Raw genomic sequence first — 16,755 nt, forward strand, 5'->3', positions numbered from 1 at the left:
GGCGGCAGTTTGCCACCATTCGCGGACACCATAGCTTCTGGAACGCTTGCCGCAGATCAAAGGCTTCTGGCGCAGTCGCCGCGCTTGGCAATAAGACCCTGCAGGCGCACCTGACGCCATCCTCGTGGTCTGCATGTGGATTGTCGGTTCCTCAGCCCGGCACAGCCACCATCGCGACATTTCGGGAGAGTTCGTTTGTGGGGGCACCTGCGCCCGCCGTGCCGTTCGTGAGTGCTCGGTAGAGTGCCACATAATCGCTGCACATGCGCTCGACCGTGAACCGCTTCTCGAACGTCTGCCGCACTCGTGCGCGATCGAGGCAGTCTATGCGCCGGAGCGCGCCCACAGCTTCCTCCACCGTATCCACGATCCATCCGGACACACCGTCATCGATGATCTCCGGGACGGCGCCACGCCGGAACGCAATCACCGGCGTACCGCAGGCCATTGCTTCGATCGTCACGAGCCCGAAGGGTTCCGGCCAGTCGATCGGGAACAAAAGCGCTTTCGCATTGCCCAGAAAATCCGCCTTTTGCCGCTCATCGATTTCGCCAATGAACTCCACGTTCGAATGCCGCAGCACTTGCGGCTCGACCCTTTCCTTCCAGAACGACTGGTCCACCTTGTCGATCTTGGCGGCGATCTTCAGGGGAAACCCCGCCCGCACTGCTATTTCTATGGCCGCTTCCGGCCCCTTTTCCGGCGAGATGCGACCGAGAAACGCAAGATAGCCAGAGGTGTTCGGGTGGAATGGCAGAAGATCGCGTGGCAGGCCATGATGCACGGTTCCAATCCAATTGACTGGCGGCACGGGCCGGCGCTGGTCGAAGGAGATCGAGACCAGGGGAACATCGTCGAACATAGCATAAAGTTGCGCCAGATCGGGCAGGTCGAGCCTGCCGTGAAGCGTGGTAACCGTTCGTCTGGCAAAATCCCGAATGATGGGGAAGTGCAGAACATCGACGTGGAAATGCAAAACGTCGAATTCATCGGCTCGCCGGCGCACCCGTTCAAGCATCATGACGTGGTGCGGACCACCGTCCTGGACCCTGGGATTCAGGCGCAGCGCGACGTCGCAACACGGCACCAGCTCGGCTGAGGTACGAGAATCGGCGCTGGCGAACAACGTCACCTCGTGGCCCTGTCGGACAAGTTCTTCGGTCAGATACGAAACAATTCGCTCCGTTCCACCGTAGGTTCGGGGCGGCACGGATTCGGTTAGTGGCGCGATCTGGGCTATTTTCATTTAGAAAATCTTTTCGGCGGCGACCGCCGTCTTTCAAACAAGCTTCGGCGGCAACCAAGACAAGCGAGAGCTTCTCGTTGCGAAGTATTCTATGCAGAGCGTATTTATAGTTGTGCCTTCCGTGCTCCTCCCGTGCAAGCAGGTTGCCCTTATTCAACTCCTCTGGATCCAAGAACTGCGATCCATAAGAAATGTTTCACCGGCTCGATAAAAAGACAGAATGAGCTACGCGCCGCCGCCCCGCCGCCCCCTGACAGGCAGCTTTGGATCGCTCGATCACCACCAAGTGATCCAGGCGTGCCGGTGCCGAATGGAACATAAAGCCCGGAATTCAGTTAGATAGCCGGATTTGGCTGGAGTACCGCCAGATGCGAATTCCAGCTGGGCAGGGCACTACCGTGACACGGAGTGAGCGGCTTCGGGCGCATCTCGCCGAACTCAGGCACCACCTTGCCGAACTCGGGAGCCATAAACGCTCCCTATGGAGGATGCCATGAACCAGTGGACAAACGCCAGGCTCTGTGACGTAGCCAACCTGATCCTTGGGGCAATTCTGTTCTTCTCTCCCTGGATCTTCACGTTTGCGGCAGGCCCGCAGACGCAGAACGCCCTCGGCAGCGGAATCTTGATCGTCGTGCTGTCGGTTGCCGCCCTCGCAGCATTTGCCGTGTGGGAAGAGTGGGTGAACCTGGTCGTCGGGCTGTGGGTTCTCGTATCGCCCTGGGTGCTTGGATTCCAGGCGACAACGGCGATGACCGTGCATGTCGTGATCGGCATTCTGGTCGCGGTGCTGGCGGCGATCGAGCTCTGGATGATGTATCAGAACCCGCCGACCCAGTCGGCCGCCTAGCAGGCGCAGCCAGCCAGCGCCCTTTTTGGGCCTGACAGATCGATCGGTCGTCTGCCGGCCTCTCGGCAACAGCCGCCGGAGGCCGGGTAGGCGGTTGTCTGGACGAGAACCAAGAAGGATGGCGCATCATGGTCGGTGACAATCCGCGTTCGACGGCCAGGATTGCAGGACATCCCGTTCATCCGATGCTGGTGCCGTTTCCGATCGCCTGCTTCGTCGGCACCCTGCTGACGGATCTGGCCTACTGGCGAACAGCGGAGATGATGTGGGCTGACTTCTCCGCTTGGCTGGTTACCGTCGGCGTGATCATGGGCTGCCTTGCAGCGATCGCGGGGCTGATCGATTTCCTGGCCAATCCGCTGGTAAGAGCACAGCCCCCCGCCTTGCCGCACGTGCTAGGCAATCTGCTGGCGCTGGCATTGTCCATCATCAACATGCTCGTGCACACCCGCGATGCATGGACCTCCATCGTTCCTACCGGCTTGATCCTCTCGGCGGTTGTCGTGCTCATCCTTATCTTCACCGGTTGGCTGGGCTGGTCCATGGTTTACCGGCATCACGTCGGAGTGGCGGATTGATACGCGCAGCAAGCTCCATCAGTCAGACCAGGCGCATCACGGTGTCCGTGCTCATTTGCACTGCGGCGATCACTCTTGCAGCGTGCAGCGGCAACGACCCGGACCCCAGCAGTCAGATAGGGCCGAATCCAAAACTGCCGGAGCCGGTCCAATATTTCTTCCCGCCCATGCATCTCGCTTCCGTGGTCGGATGGAAGAACGACGAAAAGCCGACAGTCGCGCAGGGGCTGCAGATCCAGGCCTTTGTCAACGGCTTGCAGCATCCGCGGTCGCTTTATGTGCTGCCCAACGGCGATGTCCTGGTGGTTGAGTCCAAGGCGCCTGGCGGCGAACCGATCAAACGGCCCAAGGATTTGGTGATGGGCTGGATCGAGTCCTGGGTCACCTCGGGCGGCGACAGCGGCCCGAGCAACCGCATTACGCTGCTGCGCGACGCCGACGGCGATGGCAAGCCGGAGCTGACCAGCGTATTCCTCGACCACCTCAACTCGCCCTTCGGCGTGGCGCTGGTGGGAAGCGATCTCTGCGTCGCCAATACCGATTCCATCGTCCGCTATCCCTACAACACTGGTGACACAAAGATCACCGCGCCCGGAACGCCGCTAACCGCCCTGCCCGGCGGCCCGATCGACCACCATTGGACGAAGAGCCTGGTGGCAAGCCCCGACGGCTCGCTGCTCTATGTCGGCATCGGCTCGAACAGCAACGTCGCCGAAAACGGCATCGAGGCCGAGAAGAACCGCGCCGCCATCTGGCAGGTGGACAGGGCCACCGGCCAGTCGCGCATTTTCGCCAGCGGTTTGCGCAATCCAAACGGCCTGAGCTGGGAGCCGCAGACCGGGGCGCTCTGGGCAGTGATCAATGAGCGCGACGAGCTCGGCCCCAATCTCGTGCCGGATTATCTGACGTCGGTAAAGGATGGCGGCTTCTACGGATGGCCATACAGCTATTATGGCCAGCATCTCGATCCCCGCGTCATGCCCCAGCGTCCGGACCTGGTCGCGAAAGCGATCGTTCCGGACTATGCGCTGAGTTCCCACGTCGCCCCTCTGGGACTGGCCTTCTATACGGCAAACAGCCTCCCCGAGGCATATCGCGGCGGCGCTTTCGTTGGCGAACACGGCAGCTGGAACCGCACGCGCTTCAATGGCTACAAGGTGGTGTTCGTACCATTCAGCGGCGGCCATCCTAGCGGCGTCGCTACCGACGTGGTGACCGACTTCCTGGACAAGGACAACAAGGCGCGCGGCCGGCCTGTCGGCCTGGCTGTCGACAAAACCGGGGCCCTGCTCATAGCCGACGATGTCGGCAACACAGTTTGGCGGATGACATCTGCCGGCCAATAAAGTGGCCCGCTCCCTTCGTCGAGCTGTCGGTCGAGCAGGTGGAAGGGATCCCCGACGATCGCCGTTCCGTGGTTCTGCCAAGCGCATTCGGTGTGCTCGCCATTGCCTGCCGCTTCGACCGAAGGACCGCCAGCGCCGCGAAATGGTATTTTTGCCCTTCCCACAGCCGGCTCTAGAATTTTCATCGCAAATCAAGTTATGATGCACTTGGTATTTCCCGGGACGGCTTGCGCCGCTTGGAATACCGGGAGGAACCGGGACATGGCCGTTGCGCTTGTACTCGTTCTGATAGTCGTGGGCTCGGTGTTGTTCCACTTCCTGAGCCCATGGTGGTGGACGCCGATTGCCTCGAACTGGGACTATATCGACAACACCATTATCATAACTTTCTGGATCACCGGCGTCGTCTTCGCCGCCGTGGTTCTTTTCATGGCCTATTGCGTCTTCCGCTTCCGTCATCGGGAAGGCAATCAGGCGGCGTATGAACCTGAGAACAGGCGGCTCGAATCCTGGCTGACGGTTGTCACCGCGGTTGGCGTCACGGCTTTGCTCGTTCCAGGCCTGTTCGTCTGGAGCCGGTTCGTTAACGTTCCAAGCGACGCAACAGAGGTCGAAGTCGTCGGCCAGCAGTGGCAATGGAGTTTCCGCCTGCCCGGCAAGGACGGCAAGCTCGGCACATCCGACACTCGCGACGTCAACGCTGAAAATCCACTCGGCGTCATCGCCACCGATGCCAACGGCCAGGACGATGTCGTAGTGGAAGCGGCCGACCTGCACCTCCCGGTTGGCAAACCGGTCAAGATGCTGCTCCGCTCGATCGATGTGCTGCACGATTTCTACGTGCCGGAATTCCGCGCCAAGATGGACATGATCCCGGGCTCGGTCACCTATTTCTGGTTCACTCCGACCAAGACCGGAACCTTCCAGGTCCTGTGTGCCGAACTCTGCGGCCAGGGACATCCGATGATGCATGGCGTGGTCATGGTCGATACGCAGGAAGACTATCTGGCGTGGCTTGGCCAGCAGCAGACTTTTGCGCAGCTGTCCGCGCCCCAACAGATGGGCTCGGCAGAGTAGGAAACCGAAACGACGGTGCGCCGTCGGGATTGAAAATGTGCGGCAGGCCCGAACTGTCGGGCTTGGCCGAAAAGGGCACGGAGGTGTTCCTATGGTCGATATCACACCTGCAGATGCGGTACCGCCGGCCGAAGTCGCGGAAATGGAACTCTACCATCCGCACAGCTGGTGGACGAAATACGTTTTCTCGCAGGACGCCAAGGTCATTGCCATCCAGTATTCGGCGACGGCGACAGCGATCGGCATGGTCGCGCTGGTGCTTTCCTGGCTGATGCGGCTGCAACTCGGTTTCCCCGGCACATTCGATTTCATCACCCCGGAAGCCTACTACCAGTTCATCACCATGCACGGCATGATCATGGTGATCTACCTGCTCACCGCACTCTTCCTCGGCGGCTTCGGCAACTACCTGATCCCGCTGATGGTTGGCGCTCGCGACATGGTCTTTCCCTATGTCAACATGCTGAGCTACTGGATCTATCTGCTGGCCGTGCTGGTTCTGGTGTCGAGCTTTTTCGCGCCCGGCGGACCGACGGGTGCCGGCTGGACGCTTTATCCGCCGCAGGCGATCATGACCGGTACGCCAGGCGGCCAGGACTGGGGCATCATCCTGATGCTCGTCTCGCTGATCCTGTTCATCGTCGGCTTTACCATGGGCGGCCTGAACTATGTCGTGACGGTGCTGCAGGGCCGCACGCGCGGCATGACGCTGATGCGCCTTCCGCTCACTGTCTGGGGTATTTTCACCGCCACCGTCATGGCGCTGCTCGCCTTCCCGGCGCTGTTCGTCGCCTGCGTGATGATGCTTCTCGACCGGGCGCTCGGCACCAGCTTCTTCATGCCGGCGATCGTCGAGATGGGCGAACAGTTGCAGCACGGCGGCGGCAGCCCGATCCTGTTCCAGCATCTGTTCTGGTTCTTCGGCCACCCGGAGGTCTACATCGTTGCGCTTCCGGCCTTCGGCATCGTGTCCGACCTGATCAGCACCCATGCGCGCAAGAACATCTTCGGCTACCGCATGATGGTCTGGGCCATCGTCGGCATCGGCGCGTTGAGCTTCGTAGTCTGGGCGCACCATATGTATGTCAGCGGCATGCATCCCTATTTCGGCTTCTTCTTCGCCACCACGACACTGATCATCGCCGTTCCGACCGCCATCAAGGTCTACAATTGGGTGCTGACGCTGTGGCGCGGCGATATCCACCTCACCATTCCAATGCTTTTCGCCCTCGCCTTCATTGTTACCTTCGTCAATGGCGGGCTGACCGGCTTGTTTCTCGGCAATGTCGTCGTCGACGTTCCGCTGTCGGACACGATGTTCGTCGTCGCCCATTTCCATATGGTCATGGGGGTTGCGCCGATCCTCGTGATTTTCGGGGCGATCTACCACTGGTACCCAAAGGTCACCGGCCGGATGCTGAACGAGACACTGGGCCGGTTCCACTTCTGGATCACCTTTCTCGGCGCCTATCTGATTTTCTTTCCCATGCACTATCTCGGCTTGATGGGCGTGCCGCGGCGCTACAACGAATTGACCGACATGACGATCATGACGGAATCGGCCCACCACCTGAACTCGTTTATCAGCATCATGGCTTTTATGGTCGGTTTTGCCCAGATTGTGTTTCTGTTCAACCTCATCTGGAGCATCCGCCATGGCCGTGAGGCTGGCGGCAATCCGTGGCGGGCAACGACGCTCGAGTGGCAGACGCCGCAAACACCGCCCGCCCACGGCAATTTCGGCAAGGATTTGCCGATCGTCTATCGCTGGGCCTATGACTACAGCGTACCGGGAGCCAAGGAGGACTTCATACCACAAAACGTTCCGGGCTCCTTCGCGCCCTCCAGGGAGCCGGCATGAGCGTAATCCTGGTCTTCCTGCTCGTGATCGCCGGTATTGCTGGGTGGTGGCTTTCCCATCAGCGGCTAATGACGAAGCCGTGGCTCGAGCAAAGCATGGCCGGGGATTTTGTCGCTCTGGACCGATCGGCGCTGCCGACCGCAAAGATCGGTCTCGGCGTCTTCCTTGCCGTCGTCGGCTGCCTGTTCGCGCTGTTCACCAGTGCTTACTTCATGCGCATGGCGCTGTCGGATTGGCGGCCTCTGCCCATCCCGCCCCTGCTCTGGCTTAACACCGGCGTACTGGTCTTGAGCAGCATTGCGATACAGTGCGCTTCGCTCGCGGCGCGCAAGGGTCAAGTGGACATGGTCAGGCTCGGCCTCGCCACAGCTGGACTCACGGCGCTCGTCTTCCTGATTGGACAGCTTGTGGCATGGCGGGAACTGAGTGCGGACGGCTATTTTCTGGCATCCAATCCGGCCAACAGCTTCTTCTACCTGCTAACGGGAATGCATGGCCTGCATATACTGGGAGGACTGGTCGGGCTGGGCAGAACGAGCGTCGGTGCCTGGAACGGAGCGCAGCCGCAGCGGCTTCGCCTCAGTGTCGAGCTGTGCGCGATGTACTGGCATTTCCTGCTTTTCGTCTGGCTCGCCATCTTTGCGCTTCTGGCCGGCTGGGCTTCGACTTTAATCGACATTTGCCGAGGGTTGCTGACCTAGGAGGAACGGGCGGATGGCAGAGACGACACTGGCCCACATCGGCCGAACAGAGCCGCGGCCCGCAGGCTGGCAAGGCATCGCCGCCGACTGGTCCTCGGATCAGCGGGCGTTCAAAAACGTGTCCTGGGGCAAGGCCATGATGTGGATCTTCCTGCTCAGCGACACGTTCATCTTCGGCTGCTTCCTGCTCTCCTACATGACCGCGCGTATCTCAACACGCGTGCCGTGGCCCAATCCGAGCGAGGTTTTCGCCCTGCGCATCGGCGGCTCCGACATTCCACTGATCCTTATCGCCATCATGACCTTCGTGCTGATCTCGAGCAGCGGAACGATGGCCATGGCGGTCAATTTCGGCTACCGCCGCGACCGCCGCAAGACGGCAGTCCTGATGCTCTTGACCGCAGCACTCGGCGCGACCTTCGTCGGCATGCAGGCCTTCGAATGGACCAAGCTGATCACCGAGGGCGTGCGGCCTTGGGGCAATCCCTGGGGCGCTGCACAGTTCGGCGCATCCTTTTTCATGATTACCGGCTTCCACGGCACGCATGTGACGATCGGGGTGATCTTCCTGATCATCGTGGCGCGAAAGGTCTGGCGCGGGGATTTCGACGTCGGACGGCCCGGCTTCTTCACCAGCCGGAGGGGGCGCTACGAGAACGTCGAAATCATGGGGCTCTACTGGCATTTCGTCGACCTGGTCTGGGTGTTCATTTTCGCATTTTTCTATCTTTGGTGAGAGGCAGGACATGGCTGAAGCAACCGCAAACGGCCTGGGACAACACGCACTGGACAGCGCCCATGGGCATGATGCGACGACGACCGGCGTTACCCCGGCGGAGGTTCATCAGGAGCACCCGATCAAGCTCTATCTGGTGGTGTGGGCATGGCTGTTCATCCTCAGCACCTGCTCCTATCTGGTCGACTATTTCGGTCTCCATGGCTATCTCAGATGGTCGCTGATCCTGATCTTCATGATGCTCAAGGCCGGACTGATCGTCGCCATCTTCATGCACATGGCCTGGGAACGGCTGGCGCTGACATATGCGATCATCCTGCCGCCCGTGCTGGTGCTGGTGTTCGTGACGATGATGGTCTTCGAAGCGGACTACACGCTGCTCACCCGAATGGCGTTTTTCGGGGCCGGGCCCTGACATGCAGTCCGGATCCACGCGGTCCGGTCCTTGAGGCTTAGCCTTGAAACAATCCATGGCTGGTCCATTTCTGTTGATATCGGAAACGACAGGCGATGCCGGCGTTTCCACATGCGTCGCGAACACGAGCAAGGGGCGCCCAAGATGACCATCGCAAACAGACTGAAGGACTTCATCGATAGGAAAGGAATTTCCTACGACACCGTCGAGCATCACCGCACCGCGACAAGCAGACAATCCGCCATTGCGGCACATGTGCCCGGCAGCATAATGGCCAAATCGGTGGTCGTTCACCACGACCGTGGCTACGCGCTCGCCGTGGTTCCAAGCACGCACAGGATAGAACTCGCGACATTGCAGGATGTCATGGAGAAGCCTCTTGGACTTGCCTCCGAAGACGAGGTGGTCTCGTTGTTCGGCGATTGCGACGTCGGCGCTGTGCCGCCGATCGGCGCTGCCTATGATGTGCCGGTGGTTCTCGATGAAAGCCTCGGCGACGCTCCCGAAATCTATTTCGAGGGCGGCGACCACAAGACGCTTGTGCATGTGAGCGGCAAAGATTTCCGCGACCTGACAAAGGACGCGCGCCAAGCCCGTTTCAGCCACCCCGCCTATTGAAAGCTCTGCCTCACCCTGCCCGCACCGGCACTTTCGCCGGTGCGGGCAGAGTGCATTTTTTCAGCTCACGGTCTGGTCGCCGGCGGCGATTCCACAACTTTCCGGTAAACATGCCAGGTGGCATGGCCAAGGATCGGCAGCACGACTGCCAACCCGGCGAACACTGGCAGCGATCCGATGATCAGGGCGACGGCGACAATAAGGCCCCACACCGCCATCACGATCGGGTTGGCCAGCACAACGCGCACCGAGGTGTGGATGGCTTCGTAGGCGCCGACATCGCGGTCGAGCAACAACGGGAATGCGACGACCGTGGTGCACAACACAACCGCCGCGAACACGAAGCCGATGGCGTGACCCAGGATGATGAGCGTCCAGCCGCGTCCCGTGGCGAATATTTCACTGATGAAGCTGGACAGCGATTGCGGCGGCGCCGGTCCGAACAGGGTCTGGTAAAATATCTGGGCCGTCAAAAGCCAGGCGATGAAGATCGCAAGCAGCATGACACCGACCGCTGCAATAGCCGGCAGCGCTGGAGAACTCCTGACCTCAAAGGCGTGTCTCCACGAGGCGTCGAGCCCGGCTTCCCGCCGCCGACTGATCTCATAGAGGCCGATCGCCGCGAACGGACCAATCAGCGCAAAGCCGGACACAAGCGGAAACAGCAACGGCAGCGTGTTGTTGCCTGATGTCCAGACAGCAAGCACGACTCCGGCAATCGGATAGATCAGGCAGAGAAATACGATGTGCGACGGCTTGACCATGAAATCATCGACGCCACGCCTGAGCGCATCAAAAAGATCGGAGACACCGATTTTTCGAATTCTGGTGTGTTCCAGCGTCTCGCTGGCGCCTGCTATCACGTGAAAGCTTGCCATGACCATTCCTCCAGACCAGGTCCGGTAAGGTCGCGTTTTACGGTGCTGCCGTTCTGCATGATTGGCCCACGCAAACCGCGACCTGCACCATGATCAATATACTCTCATGCGGGGGACTTGTCGCGCTTTGTAGGAAGGCCCGGGAGTAGGAGGTCCCGGGTAGCCCGACTAGCTACGGACGTGGTTCTTCGATATGCTCTTCTAGTCGAAGGTGAAGGTCATGGACGGAAGGACAGTTCTCATACTCGGCCTTGGCGTCGTTATTCTGCTGTTGCTGGGATTTTGTGCTCTGCCAACGTGATTTTTTGAGCCGGAGTCAATAGCCGGCTGAAGCGATCACTCGCATTACAATGGTGTCGGCAAGCAACGCCGCAAATATTGCGAAAAGATAGACAATCGAATACGCAAACAGCGCCTTTGCCGGCTTCATCTCCTTGTCGGCGACGAGAACCTTCCAAGCCTGCCAAATGAAACCTGCACCCAACGCGGCTGAAGCAGTGCCGTAATATCCGCTCGCGAAGCCGAAGCCCCAAGGCAGCACGCCGATTGGCGCCAAGAGCAACGAATAGGCGAAGATTTGTTTTCTGGTCGAGTGCTGGCCGGCCACATTCGGCATCATCGGGATGCCCGCCGCGGCATAGTCGCCGACCTTGAAAAGGGCCAGCGCCCAGAAATGAGGCGGCGTCCAAAGGAAAATGATCAGAAACAGAATGAGACTTTCAATGCCTATTGCGCCTGTTGCGGCCGCCCACCCGATCACCGGAGGAAGGGCACCTGCCGCGCCGCCTATGACGATATTCTGTGGCGTCGAGCGCTTCAGCCACATTGTGTAGATAACGACATAGAAAAAGATGGTGAACGCCAACAACGATGCGGCGAGCCACCCCACCAACACGCCGAGCGTCATGACCGACAGTGCGGAAAGCACCAGACCGAAGCCGAGAGCTTCGCCAGGCGTGACGCGACCGGACGGAATTGGTCGCTTGGACGTGCGAGACATCAAGGCGTCTATGTCTGCGTCGTACCACATATTGAGCGCGCCGGCGGCTCCCGCTCCAACCGCGATTGCGCCGATGGCGATTACGGCGATAACTGGATTCATCACGCCGGGCGCCATCATCAGGCCGACGAAGGCAGTAAACACGGCAAGCGCCATGACCCGCGGTTTCAAGAGCGCAATGAAATCGCCCGCCGTCGCCTCCGAGAGGCGGATGCCGGTATCCTTGAGACGGCTTTCTTCAGTCGACATTCAGACGACCACCGATGGGAACGGCAGCCTAGCCGGCCAATGTCTTTTTTGCAACGAGCCGCCCTCACCACCGACACTGCCGGCAGATTGCGGCCGAGGCTATGCCTCGACCTGTTTGCGATACCAAGATCCGGCGGAAGAGCCGCGCTATTTGGAGAATTGCTTCAGGTAGGCGATGACATTGGCGATGTCCTCGTCTTTCTTGAGGCCGGCGAACGCCATCTTCGTTCCTTTGACCATCGCCTTGGGATCGCGAAGGTAGGTCGTCAGCGTGGCTTCGTCCCATTTGACGCCCGACTTGCCGGCCTCGGTCATGGCCTTGGAATAGCTGAACCCTGGATGCGTGCCGGCCGTTCGGCCGATGACGCCGTTCAACGACGGACCGACCTTGTTCTGGTCCTTGTCTGCGACGTGGCAGACCTTGCATTTGGCGAAGACCTTCTCACCCGCCGCCGCATCCTGTGCCCGCGAGGGGCCGGCAATGACGGTGGCGACGGACATTACGATAAAAAACACAATGGCACGCATGGCATTTCCTCCCTGATCGCCAATTTGCCCTGGCTGACCTGCGCAGGCCCACCTTTAGTCCGCTGGCATGCGCTCTTGAATGGCAGAACGGATATCCACTGCCTGGAGTTGCGGCACCTACATACCACGGAACCCGGCCGGCAGGTAGAGTTCGATCATGCAATGGATTAATGCGGACAATCCGCTCAAGGCAATTTGGTGTTGCAGGTGGCGGCGATCCGGCCGACCGCCTCTTCAACTCCGGCGAGGTCAAACTCGGCTTTGCCGCGCCCCGACAGCAGCCCGAACCGCCAGGACAGCAGCAGCCGGTCCGCGGAAATCAGTCGCCTGATGCCGTCAGCACCGTCGCGGACCAGCATCTTGCTGTGCGGCCCGACCGACCAGCTTTCGTTGAGCTTGGCGGATTGGTCGACAGTCACCGACATGGCGATGGTTCGGCTGGCGGAAACGGTGTCGCTCAGCTGCAGCCATTCGCTCCAACGCGGTTCGCCGGCTGTCCGGCAGGCGATCGTCAAAACCGGGCTGTAGCTCAATGCGCCGCCGCCGGTGATGAGCTTGTTGGTCGCGTAAAGCGAGGCGGTGACAAGGCCATCGCTGCTCTTGTCGAACCGCCAGTTGGCGAGAACCGTATCAGCCTGGGCACTGCCGCAGACCGACGCAAGCAGGAACGCCGCCGCCACGCTTCCGATACCGAAGAACTGTCTCAACGATGCCTCCAACAACCGCTGCGATTTCGCAACCCAGCGCAGATAATCATCAAAGTTTCGTATCGCTACCTCGACCGCCAGATACGTGAAATCCGTTGCGTCTGCGCCACAACGAAAAAGGCCGCCTCGAGAAGGCGGCCTTTCGGAATTCAGCAGGAACGTTATTCAGCGTCCTTGGCGGCCTTCTTCTTCGGCGCGGCCTTTTTCTTCGGTTCTTCGGCGTCGTCGTCGGCCTTCTTTGCGTCCGCTTTTTTCGCAGCCGCCTTCTTCGCCGGCTTGGCCTTGGTTGTCTCCGTATCCTCGTCGTCGGCCAGCAGCTCTTCCTTGCTGACCTTGACATCGGTGACCGAAATCTGGCCGAGCAGATGGTCGACCACCTTCTCTTCGAACATCGGCGCGCGCAACGTGTTCAGCGCTTCGGGATTGTTGCGATAGAATTCGAAGGCTTCCTGCTGCTGGTTGGCCGGATAGCGGCGTACCTGCTCGAACAGGCCGCGCTGCAGTTCCTCGTCCGTCACGGTGACGCCGGCCTTCTCGCCGATTTCGGCGAGAACCAGGCCGAGACGCACGCGGCGCTCGGCAAGCCGCATATATTCGGCACGCGCTTCTTCTTCCGTCGTCTCTTCGTCGGCAAAGGTGCGCCCGGCAGCTTCGAGATCGCGATTGACCTGGTTCCAGATGTTGTTGAACTCGGCCTCGACGAGCTTGGACGGCGCCTCGAACGAGTAGGCAGCGTCGAGCTGGTCGAGCAACTGCCGCTTGACTTTCTGGCGCGTTATCGAGCCGAACTGGTTCTCGATCTGACCGCGCACCACCTCGCGGAGGCGCTCCAGAGATTCCAGGCCAAGGTTTTTGGCCATCTCGTCGTTGATCTCAAGTTCGCCGGGCTTCGACACTTCCTTGACGGTCACGTCGAAAGTGGCTTCCTTGCCGGCCAGATGCGTCGCCTGGTAGTTTTCCGGGAAGGTAACCGTGACCTGCTTCTCGTCGCCGGCCTTGCTGCCGACCAGCTGGTCCTCGAAGCCGGGGATGAATTCCTTCGAGCCGAGCACCAGCGGCTGATCGGTGCCGGCGCCGCCGTTGAAGGCTTCGCCGTCGATCTTGCCGACGTAATCGATGGTCACGCGGTCGCCCTCGGCGGCCTTGCCGGTCTTCGGCTCGTAAGTGCGGGCGGATTCAGCGACACGCTTGACCTGCTCGTCGATCTCTTCATCCGGCACGTCGAACACCTGGCGCGTCACCTTGATGTCGGAGAAATCCTTGATCTCGATCGGCGGAATGACCTCATAGTTCAGGCGGAACTCGAAGTCGGCACCGCCTGCCAGGATCTTCTCGGCTTCCTTCTCGTCCTCGGTCATGATCACTTCGGGCTGCATGGCAGCCTTTTCGCCGCGCCCGGTGATGATCGAACGGGTCGAGTCATTGAGGATCTCGTTGACCACTTCGGCCATGAACGATTTGCCGTAGACCTTGCGCAGATGCTGCACCGGCACCTTGCCGGGGCGGAAGCCGTTGATGCGGACCTTGTTCCTGGCATCGGAGAGCCGCGCCATCAGCTTGGCTTCCATGTCACCAGCCGGCACGGTGATCTTGATCTCGCGCTTGAGACCGGAGTTGAGCGTTTCGGTGACCTGCATCATAAAACCTTTGTTCCACCAATGAGGCCGTCAAACGGCCCCTGCCGTTTACAGCCTGCCGGTATGATCTTGCCGGGAATGGCTTTTGGTGCGGGACTTGGCGATCTGTCCGCTCAGCGCGGCACAAATCCTCCAGAAATACGCTCCAAAATGTGAATAAGTCTTTGTTTTTCCTACTTCTTATCACATTCTGCAGAAGCGGATCGTCGCGTCCCGTCACATTCGACACGCCTTTTGTCACAGGCGCGGCCGATTTTCAACCATCTTTGCATTCCGGCCAATGATGCCGATGTGGGCTCTGACATTGACAGAATGATGGCTACATGGGATTGGCCGGGCAATGCGGATGTGGCGGAATTGGTAGACGCCCTGGATTTAGGTTCCAGTGCCGAAAGGCGTGGGGGTTCGAGTCCCTTCATCCGCACCACCCTTCGCTCTTCGAGCTTCGGGTGGCAGGCCACTCGAAGCTCCTCCGAAGCCCTGGCGAAGGAGGGTCATTGGCAAGGCAGTAGCGATCTAATAAAGCGGCTCCTCGAACAGTGTCTTGTCGCCGTCCACCAGCGCCTTGATCTGCGCCGTGCCGTTGGCCGCGATCGCCACGCGGATGCCGAACGGCCGCACCCGCATGTCGTTCTGGATCGCTATCCCCTCGCCTTTCGGCAGATAGAAGCGCTCGATGCCGTACTCCGGCGCGATCGTCGTTGCTCCCTGGCTGATATCCCAGCCCTCGGAGACGTGTCCGACGATATCGGCTTCACCGGATGCTGCCGGCGCCGGCGCTTGCCCGAACCAAGCCGCGGTCGGCCCCCAATAGCCATCGGCGCCCTGCTTCAGCCTGACCACGATCGACGTTTCCTCGCTGGAAAGCTTGCCGGCCGGAATGTTGCCGATCAGTTTCACCGGTATGCGCGAAATATCGTAGCCGAGCAGAATGTAGTCACCGCGCAAGAGATCGCGCGGATCGATCGGCTCGACCCTGAGCAGGACCTGCTTGCCATCGCGCAGGATCGCCGCGCGTCCGGCGATGATCCAGCTCAGAAAGCCGATCTGGACGAGCGCCAGGACCAGCGCCGAGATGATCAGTCTTTTGCCGGTCATCATGCCGCCGCTCCTGTCATGTTCGAGGCGTTCATGCGCTTTTCTATGCGGATGATAATGAAAGCAAGAACGGCGAGAAGTACCGCCGCCGCAAGCAAGAAGCCTGCCGTGTCGAGCATTGATTGCAGCATCACCACATAAATGATGGCGAGTTCGAAGGCGAAGCCCGCATAAGCAACCCAGCGCAGTCCCCGGCTCTCGCGGCCGCCCAGCACGATCGCCGCGACGATGCCGGCCAGCGCAACAGCCGAGGCAATGGCGAAGCCGCCATTGTAGCTGCTTTCATCCGCCAGTTCGAATTGGATCATCGCCAGGCCGGTGAGAAAGCCGATCAGCGCGTGCAAGGGCAACCTGCCGCCGAGTTGCAAAACCCTCTCGACCGGCCCGGCAGCAAAGATCGCAGCGGTAAAAAGCAGCACCGATGCGGCAACGAGCGGGATGGCGACGTGCAGCGTGTCATATTCCATGGCCAACAGCACGAGGTAGAAAAGGACCGACAGGATGATCAGGTGGCGCGCCGCCTGGCTGCGCGTCCAGAACGAAACGGCGAACAGAATTAGCGCCATGACCACGAAGAGATGCGGAAATTCCGTGCGCCGGAAGTAGTCGAACCCTCTCAGGAACAGCCAGGCATCGGCGATGCCGACGGCAGCGACGGTCAGCGGGTTTGAACGCAGCGCCACCGCCGCCAGCGCCGTACCGGCGCCCCAGGTGATCAAGGCCGAGGCCTCGTCGCCCGACAAATGATACATCTGGCCGATCAGCGCGATCGATCCGCCGAACGCTGCTGCCGCGACGATCCACAGCGCCTCGCCGATCGCCGCATGGTCGCGCATCTTCAGCACCGCCCCGCCGACATAGCCGGCAAGGATAACGGCAAAAAGTGCCGCGACCCGCACCAACCGCGGGATGACTTCCCAGTTGGCGGCGATGAAGATGAGGATAGCGGCGCCGAACAGCAGCGCCGCCATCATCGCCAGGATCGAGCCGAAACTCAGCGATTTGCGTTCGTTTGCCTCGACGTCGCGCGTCAGCGCAACGGCTGTCGGCGCATCGATCAGGCCGGCCTGTTGCCATCGTGCGATATCCGACCTGACCCGTGACGAATAGCCCGCCATGCCCCTCCCCTCTGCTTGGTCCTTTTAGCTTGTCCGGCCAAGCGTTTGACCTAACGGCATTTTTCCGATCTGGGCGGAAAACCGGACGCGCGTTAATGTTGCATTGCACAAA

The 16,755-nt window shown here is 60.3% G+C and carries 17 protein-coding genes and 1 tRNA gene; 10 read left to right on the top strand and 8 right to left on the bottom strand.

Features of this window, described 5'->3' with window-relative positions; all coding sequences use genetic code 11:
• Window positions 1–151: 151 nt before the first annotated feature.
• On the bottom strand, window positions 152–1,246 hold the full coding sequence (locus tag NKI63_RS10080; RefSeq protein ID WP_352508760.1) for a glycosyltransferase family 4 protein: 1,095 nt from the start codon (window positions 1,244–1,246) through the stop codon (window positions 152–154).
• Between the two features lie 493 nt (window positions 1,247–1,739).
• On the opposite strand from NKI63_RS10080, the gene NKI63_RS10085 reads away from it, so the two are divergent.
• From NKI63_RS10085 to NKI63_RS10125, 9 genes are all read left to right on the top strand, one after another.
• Window positions 1,740–2,096: an SPW repeat protein gene (locus NKI63_RS10085; RefSeq protein ID WP_254818350.1), complete on the top strand. Its 357-nt coding sequence runs from the start codon at window positions 1,740–1,742 to the stop codon at window positions 2,094–2,096.
• A 128-nt stretch (window positions 2,097–2,224) separates the two neighbouring features.
• Window positions 2,225–2,674 (top strand): DUF2231 domain-containing protein, encoded by a 450-nt coding sequence (locus tag NKI63_RS10090; RefSeq protein ID WP_352689959.1) that lies wholly within the window; start codon window positions 2,225–2,227, stop codon window positions 2,672–2,674.
• Window positions 2,675–2,742: 68 nt separating this feature from the next.
• Window positions 2,743–4,020, top strand: coding sequence for a PQQ-dependent sugar dehydrogenase (locus NKI63_RS10095; protein WP_502900467.1), 1,278 nt, complete (start codon window positions 2,743–2,745; stop codon window positions 4,018–4,020).
• A 261-nt stretch (window positions 4,021–4,281) separates the two neighbouring features.
• Window positions 4,282–5,097 (top strand): cytochrome c oxidase subunit II, encoded by an 816-nt coding sequence (gene coxB, locus NKI63_RS10100; protein ID WP_254818347.1) that lies wholly within the window; start codon window positions 4,282–4,284, stop codon window positions 5,095–5,097.
• A gap of 91 nt (window positions 5,098–5,188) precedes the next feature.
• A complete protein-coding gene (gene ctaD, locus NKI63_RS10105) occupies window positions 5,189–6,958 on the top strand; it encodes a cytochrome c oxidase subunit I (RefSeq protein WP_352689956.1) in 1,770 nt (589 codons plus the stop codon).
• On the top strand, window positions 6,955–7,659 hold the full coding sequence (locus NKI63_RS10110) for a cytochrome c oxidase subunit 3 (protein WP_352508764.1): 705 nt from the start codon (window positions 6,955–6,957) through the stop codon (window positions 7,657–7,659). Before ctaD ends, NKI63_RS10110 begins: the two co-directional genes overlap by 4 nt.
• A 13-nt stretch (window positions 7,660–7,672) precedes the next feature.
• Window positions 7,673–8,395: a heme-copper oxidase subunit III family protein gene (locus tag NKI63_RS10115; RefSeq protein WP_254818344.1), complete on the top strand. Its 723-nt coding sequence runs from the start codon at window positions 7,673–7,675 to the stop codon at window positions 8,393–8,395.
• 10 nt (window positions 8,396–8,405) lie between these two features.
• On the top strand, window positions 8,406–8,810 hold the full coding sequence (locus tag NKI63_RS10120; protein ID WP_352689955.1) for a cytochrome C oxidase subunit IV family protein: 405 nt from the start codon (window positions 8,406–8,408) through the stop codon (window positions 8,808–8,810).
• A gap of 144 nt (window positions 8,811–8,954) precedes the next feature.
• Window positions 8,955–9,428 carry an aminoacyl-tRNA deacylase gene (locus NKI63_RS10125; RefSeq protein ID WP_254818342.1) on the top strand — a complete coding sequence of 158 codons (474 nt, stop codon included), beginning with the start codon at window positions 8,955–8,957 and terminating at the stop codon, window positions 9,426–9,428.
• A 65-nt stretch (window positions 9,429–9,493) separates the two neighbouring features.
• Here the strand turns inward: NKI63_RS10125 and NKI63_RS10130 are convergent, their stop codons facing one another.
• The 5 genes from NKI63_RS10130 to tig all read right to left on the bottom strand — a co-directional run bounded on the left by NKI63_RS10130 (window position 9,494) and on the right by tig (window position 14,427).
• On the bottom strand, window positions 9,494–10,306 hold the full coding sequence (locus NKI63_RS10130; RefSeq protein ID WP_254818341.1) for a DUF2189 domain-containing protein: 813 nt from the start codon (window positions 10,304–10,306) through the stop codon (window positions 9,494–9,496).
• Between the two features lie 316 nt (window positions 10,307–10,622).
• Window positions 10,623–11,555: a heme o synthase gene (locus NKI63_RS10135; protein ID WP_352479773.1), complete on the bottom strand. Its 933-nt coding sequence runs from the start codon at window positions 11,553–11,555 to the stop codon at window positions 10,623–10,625.
• Window positions 11,556–11,702: 147 nt separating this feature from the next.
• Window positions 11,703–12,056, bottom strand: coding sequence for a c-type cytochrome (locus NKI63_RS10140; RefSeq protein WP_502896050.1), 354 nt, complete (start codon window positions 12,054–12,056; stop codon window positions 11,703–11,705).
• 212 nt (window positions 12,057–12,268) lie between these two features.
• Window positions 12,269–12,790 (bottom strand): hypothetical protein, encoded by a 522-nt coding sequence (locus NKI63_RS10145; protein WP_352689954.1) that lies wholly within the window; start codon window positions 12,788–12,790, stop codon window positions 12,269–12,271.
• 161 nt (window positions 12,791–12,951) lie between these two features.
• Window positions 12,952–14,427: a trigger factor gene (gene tig, locus NKI63_RS10150; protein WP_352689973.1), complete on the bottom strand. Its 1,476-nt coding sequence runs from the start codon at window positions 14,425–14,427 to the stop codon at window positions 12,952–12,954.
• 342 nt (window positions 14,428–14,769) lie between these two features.
• On the opposite strand from tig, the gene NKI63_RS10155 reads away from it, so the two are divergent.
• Window positions 14,770–14,854: transfer RNA gene (locus tag NKI63_RS10155), tRNA-Leu, on the top strand.
• Window positions 14,855–14,943: 89 nt separating this feature from the next.
• Here the strand turns inward: NKI63_RS10155 and NKI63_RS10160 are convergent.
• Both NKI63_RS10160 and NKI63_RS10165 read right to left on the bottom strand, forming a co-directional pair.
• Complete coding sequence (locus NKI63_RS10160) at window positions 14,944–15,528, bottom strand: GDYXXLXY domain-containing protein (RefSeq protein ID WP_352689953.1); 585 nt, start codon at window positions 15,526–15,528, stop codon at window positions 14,944–14,946.
• Window positions 15,525–16,643 (bottom strand): DUF2157 domain-containing protein, encoded by a 1,119-nt coding sequence (locus NKI63_RS10165; RefSeq protein ID WP_352689952.1) that lies wholly within the window; start codon window positions 16,641–16,643, stop codon window positions 15,525–15,527. Before NKI63_RS10165 ends, NKI63_RS10160 begins: the two co-directional genes overlap by 4 nt.
• Between the last annotated feature and the right edge of the window lie 112 nt (window positions 16,644–16,755).

The organism is Mesorhizobium sp. M0410 (assembly GCF_040321435.1).
Lineage (GTDB): Bacteria > Pseudomonadota > Alphaproteobacteria > Rhizobiales > Rhizobiaceae > Mesorhizobium.

What these genes read in the sequence shown, in the direction of transcription:
- NKI63_RS10080 (WP_352508760.1), bottom strand. Translation starts at nt 1,246, where the DNA reads ATGAAAATAGCCCAGATCGCGCCACTAACCGAATCCGTGCCGCCCCGA.
- NKI63_RS10085 (WP_254818350.1), top strand. Translation starts at nt 1,740, where the DNA reads ATGAACCAGTGGACAAACGCCAGGCTCTGTGACGTAGCCAACCTGATC.
- NKI63_RS10090 (WP_352689959.1), top strand. Translation starts at nt 2,225, where the DNA reads ATGGTCGGTGACAATCCGCGTTCGACGGCCAGGATTGCAGGACATCCC.
- coxB (WP_254818347.1), top strand. Translation starts at nt 4,282, where the DNA reads ATGGCCGTTGCGCTTGTACTCGTTCTGATAGTCGTGGGCTCGGTGTTG.
- ctaD (WP_352689956.1), top strand. Translation starts at nt 5,189, where the DNA reads ATGGTCGATATCACACCTGCAGATGCGGTACCGCCGGCCGAAGTCGCG.
- NKI63_RS10110 (WP_352508764.1), top strand. Translation starts at nt 6,955, where the DNA reads ATGAGCGTAATCCTGGTCTTCCTGCTCGTGATCGCCGGTATTGCTGGG.
- NKI63_RS10115 (WP_254818344.1), top strand. Translation starts at nt 7,673, where the DNA reads ATGGCAGAGACGACACTGGCCCACATCGGCCGAACAGAGCCGCGGCCC.
- NKI63_RS10120 (WP_352689955.1), top strand. Translation starts at nt 8,406, where the DNA reads ATGGCTGAAGCAACCGCAAACGGCCTGGGACAACACGCACTGGACAGC.
- NKI63_RS10125 (WP_254818342.1), top strand. Translation starts at nt 8,955, where the DNA reads ATGACCATCGCAAACAGACTGAAGGACTTCATCGATAGGAAAGGAATT.
- NKI63_RS10130 (WP_254818341.1), bottom strand. Translation starts at nt 10,306, where the DNA reads ATGGCAAGCTTTCACGTGATAGCAGGCGCCAGCGAGACGCTGGAACAC.
- NKI63_RS10135 (WP_352479773.1), bottom strand. Translation starts at nt 11,555, where the DNA reads ATGTCGACTGAAGAAAGCCGTCTCAAGGATACCGGCATCCGCCTCTCG.
- NKI63_RS10140 (WP_502896050.1), bottom strand. Translation starts at nt 12,056, where the DNA reads ATGTCCGTCGCCACCGTCATTGCCGGCCCCTCGCGGGCACAGGATGCG.
- tig (WP_352689973.1), bottom strand. Translation starts at nt 14,427, where the DNA reads ATGCAGGTCACCGAAACGCTCAACTCCGGTCTCAAGCGCGAGATCAAG.
- NKI63_RS10160 (WP_352689953.1), bottom strand. Translation starts at nt 15,528, where the DNA reads ATGATGACCGGCAAAAGACTGATCATCTCGGCGCTGGTCCTGGCGCTC.
- NKI63_RS10165 (WP_352689952.1), bottom strand. Translation starts at nt 16,643, where the DNA reads ATGGCGGGCTATTCGTCACGGGTCAGGTCGGATATCGCACGATGGCAA.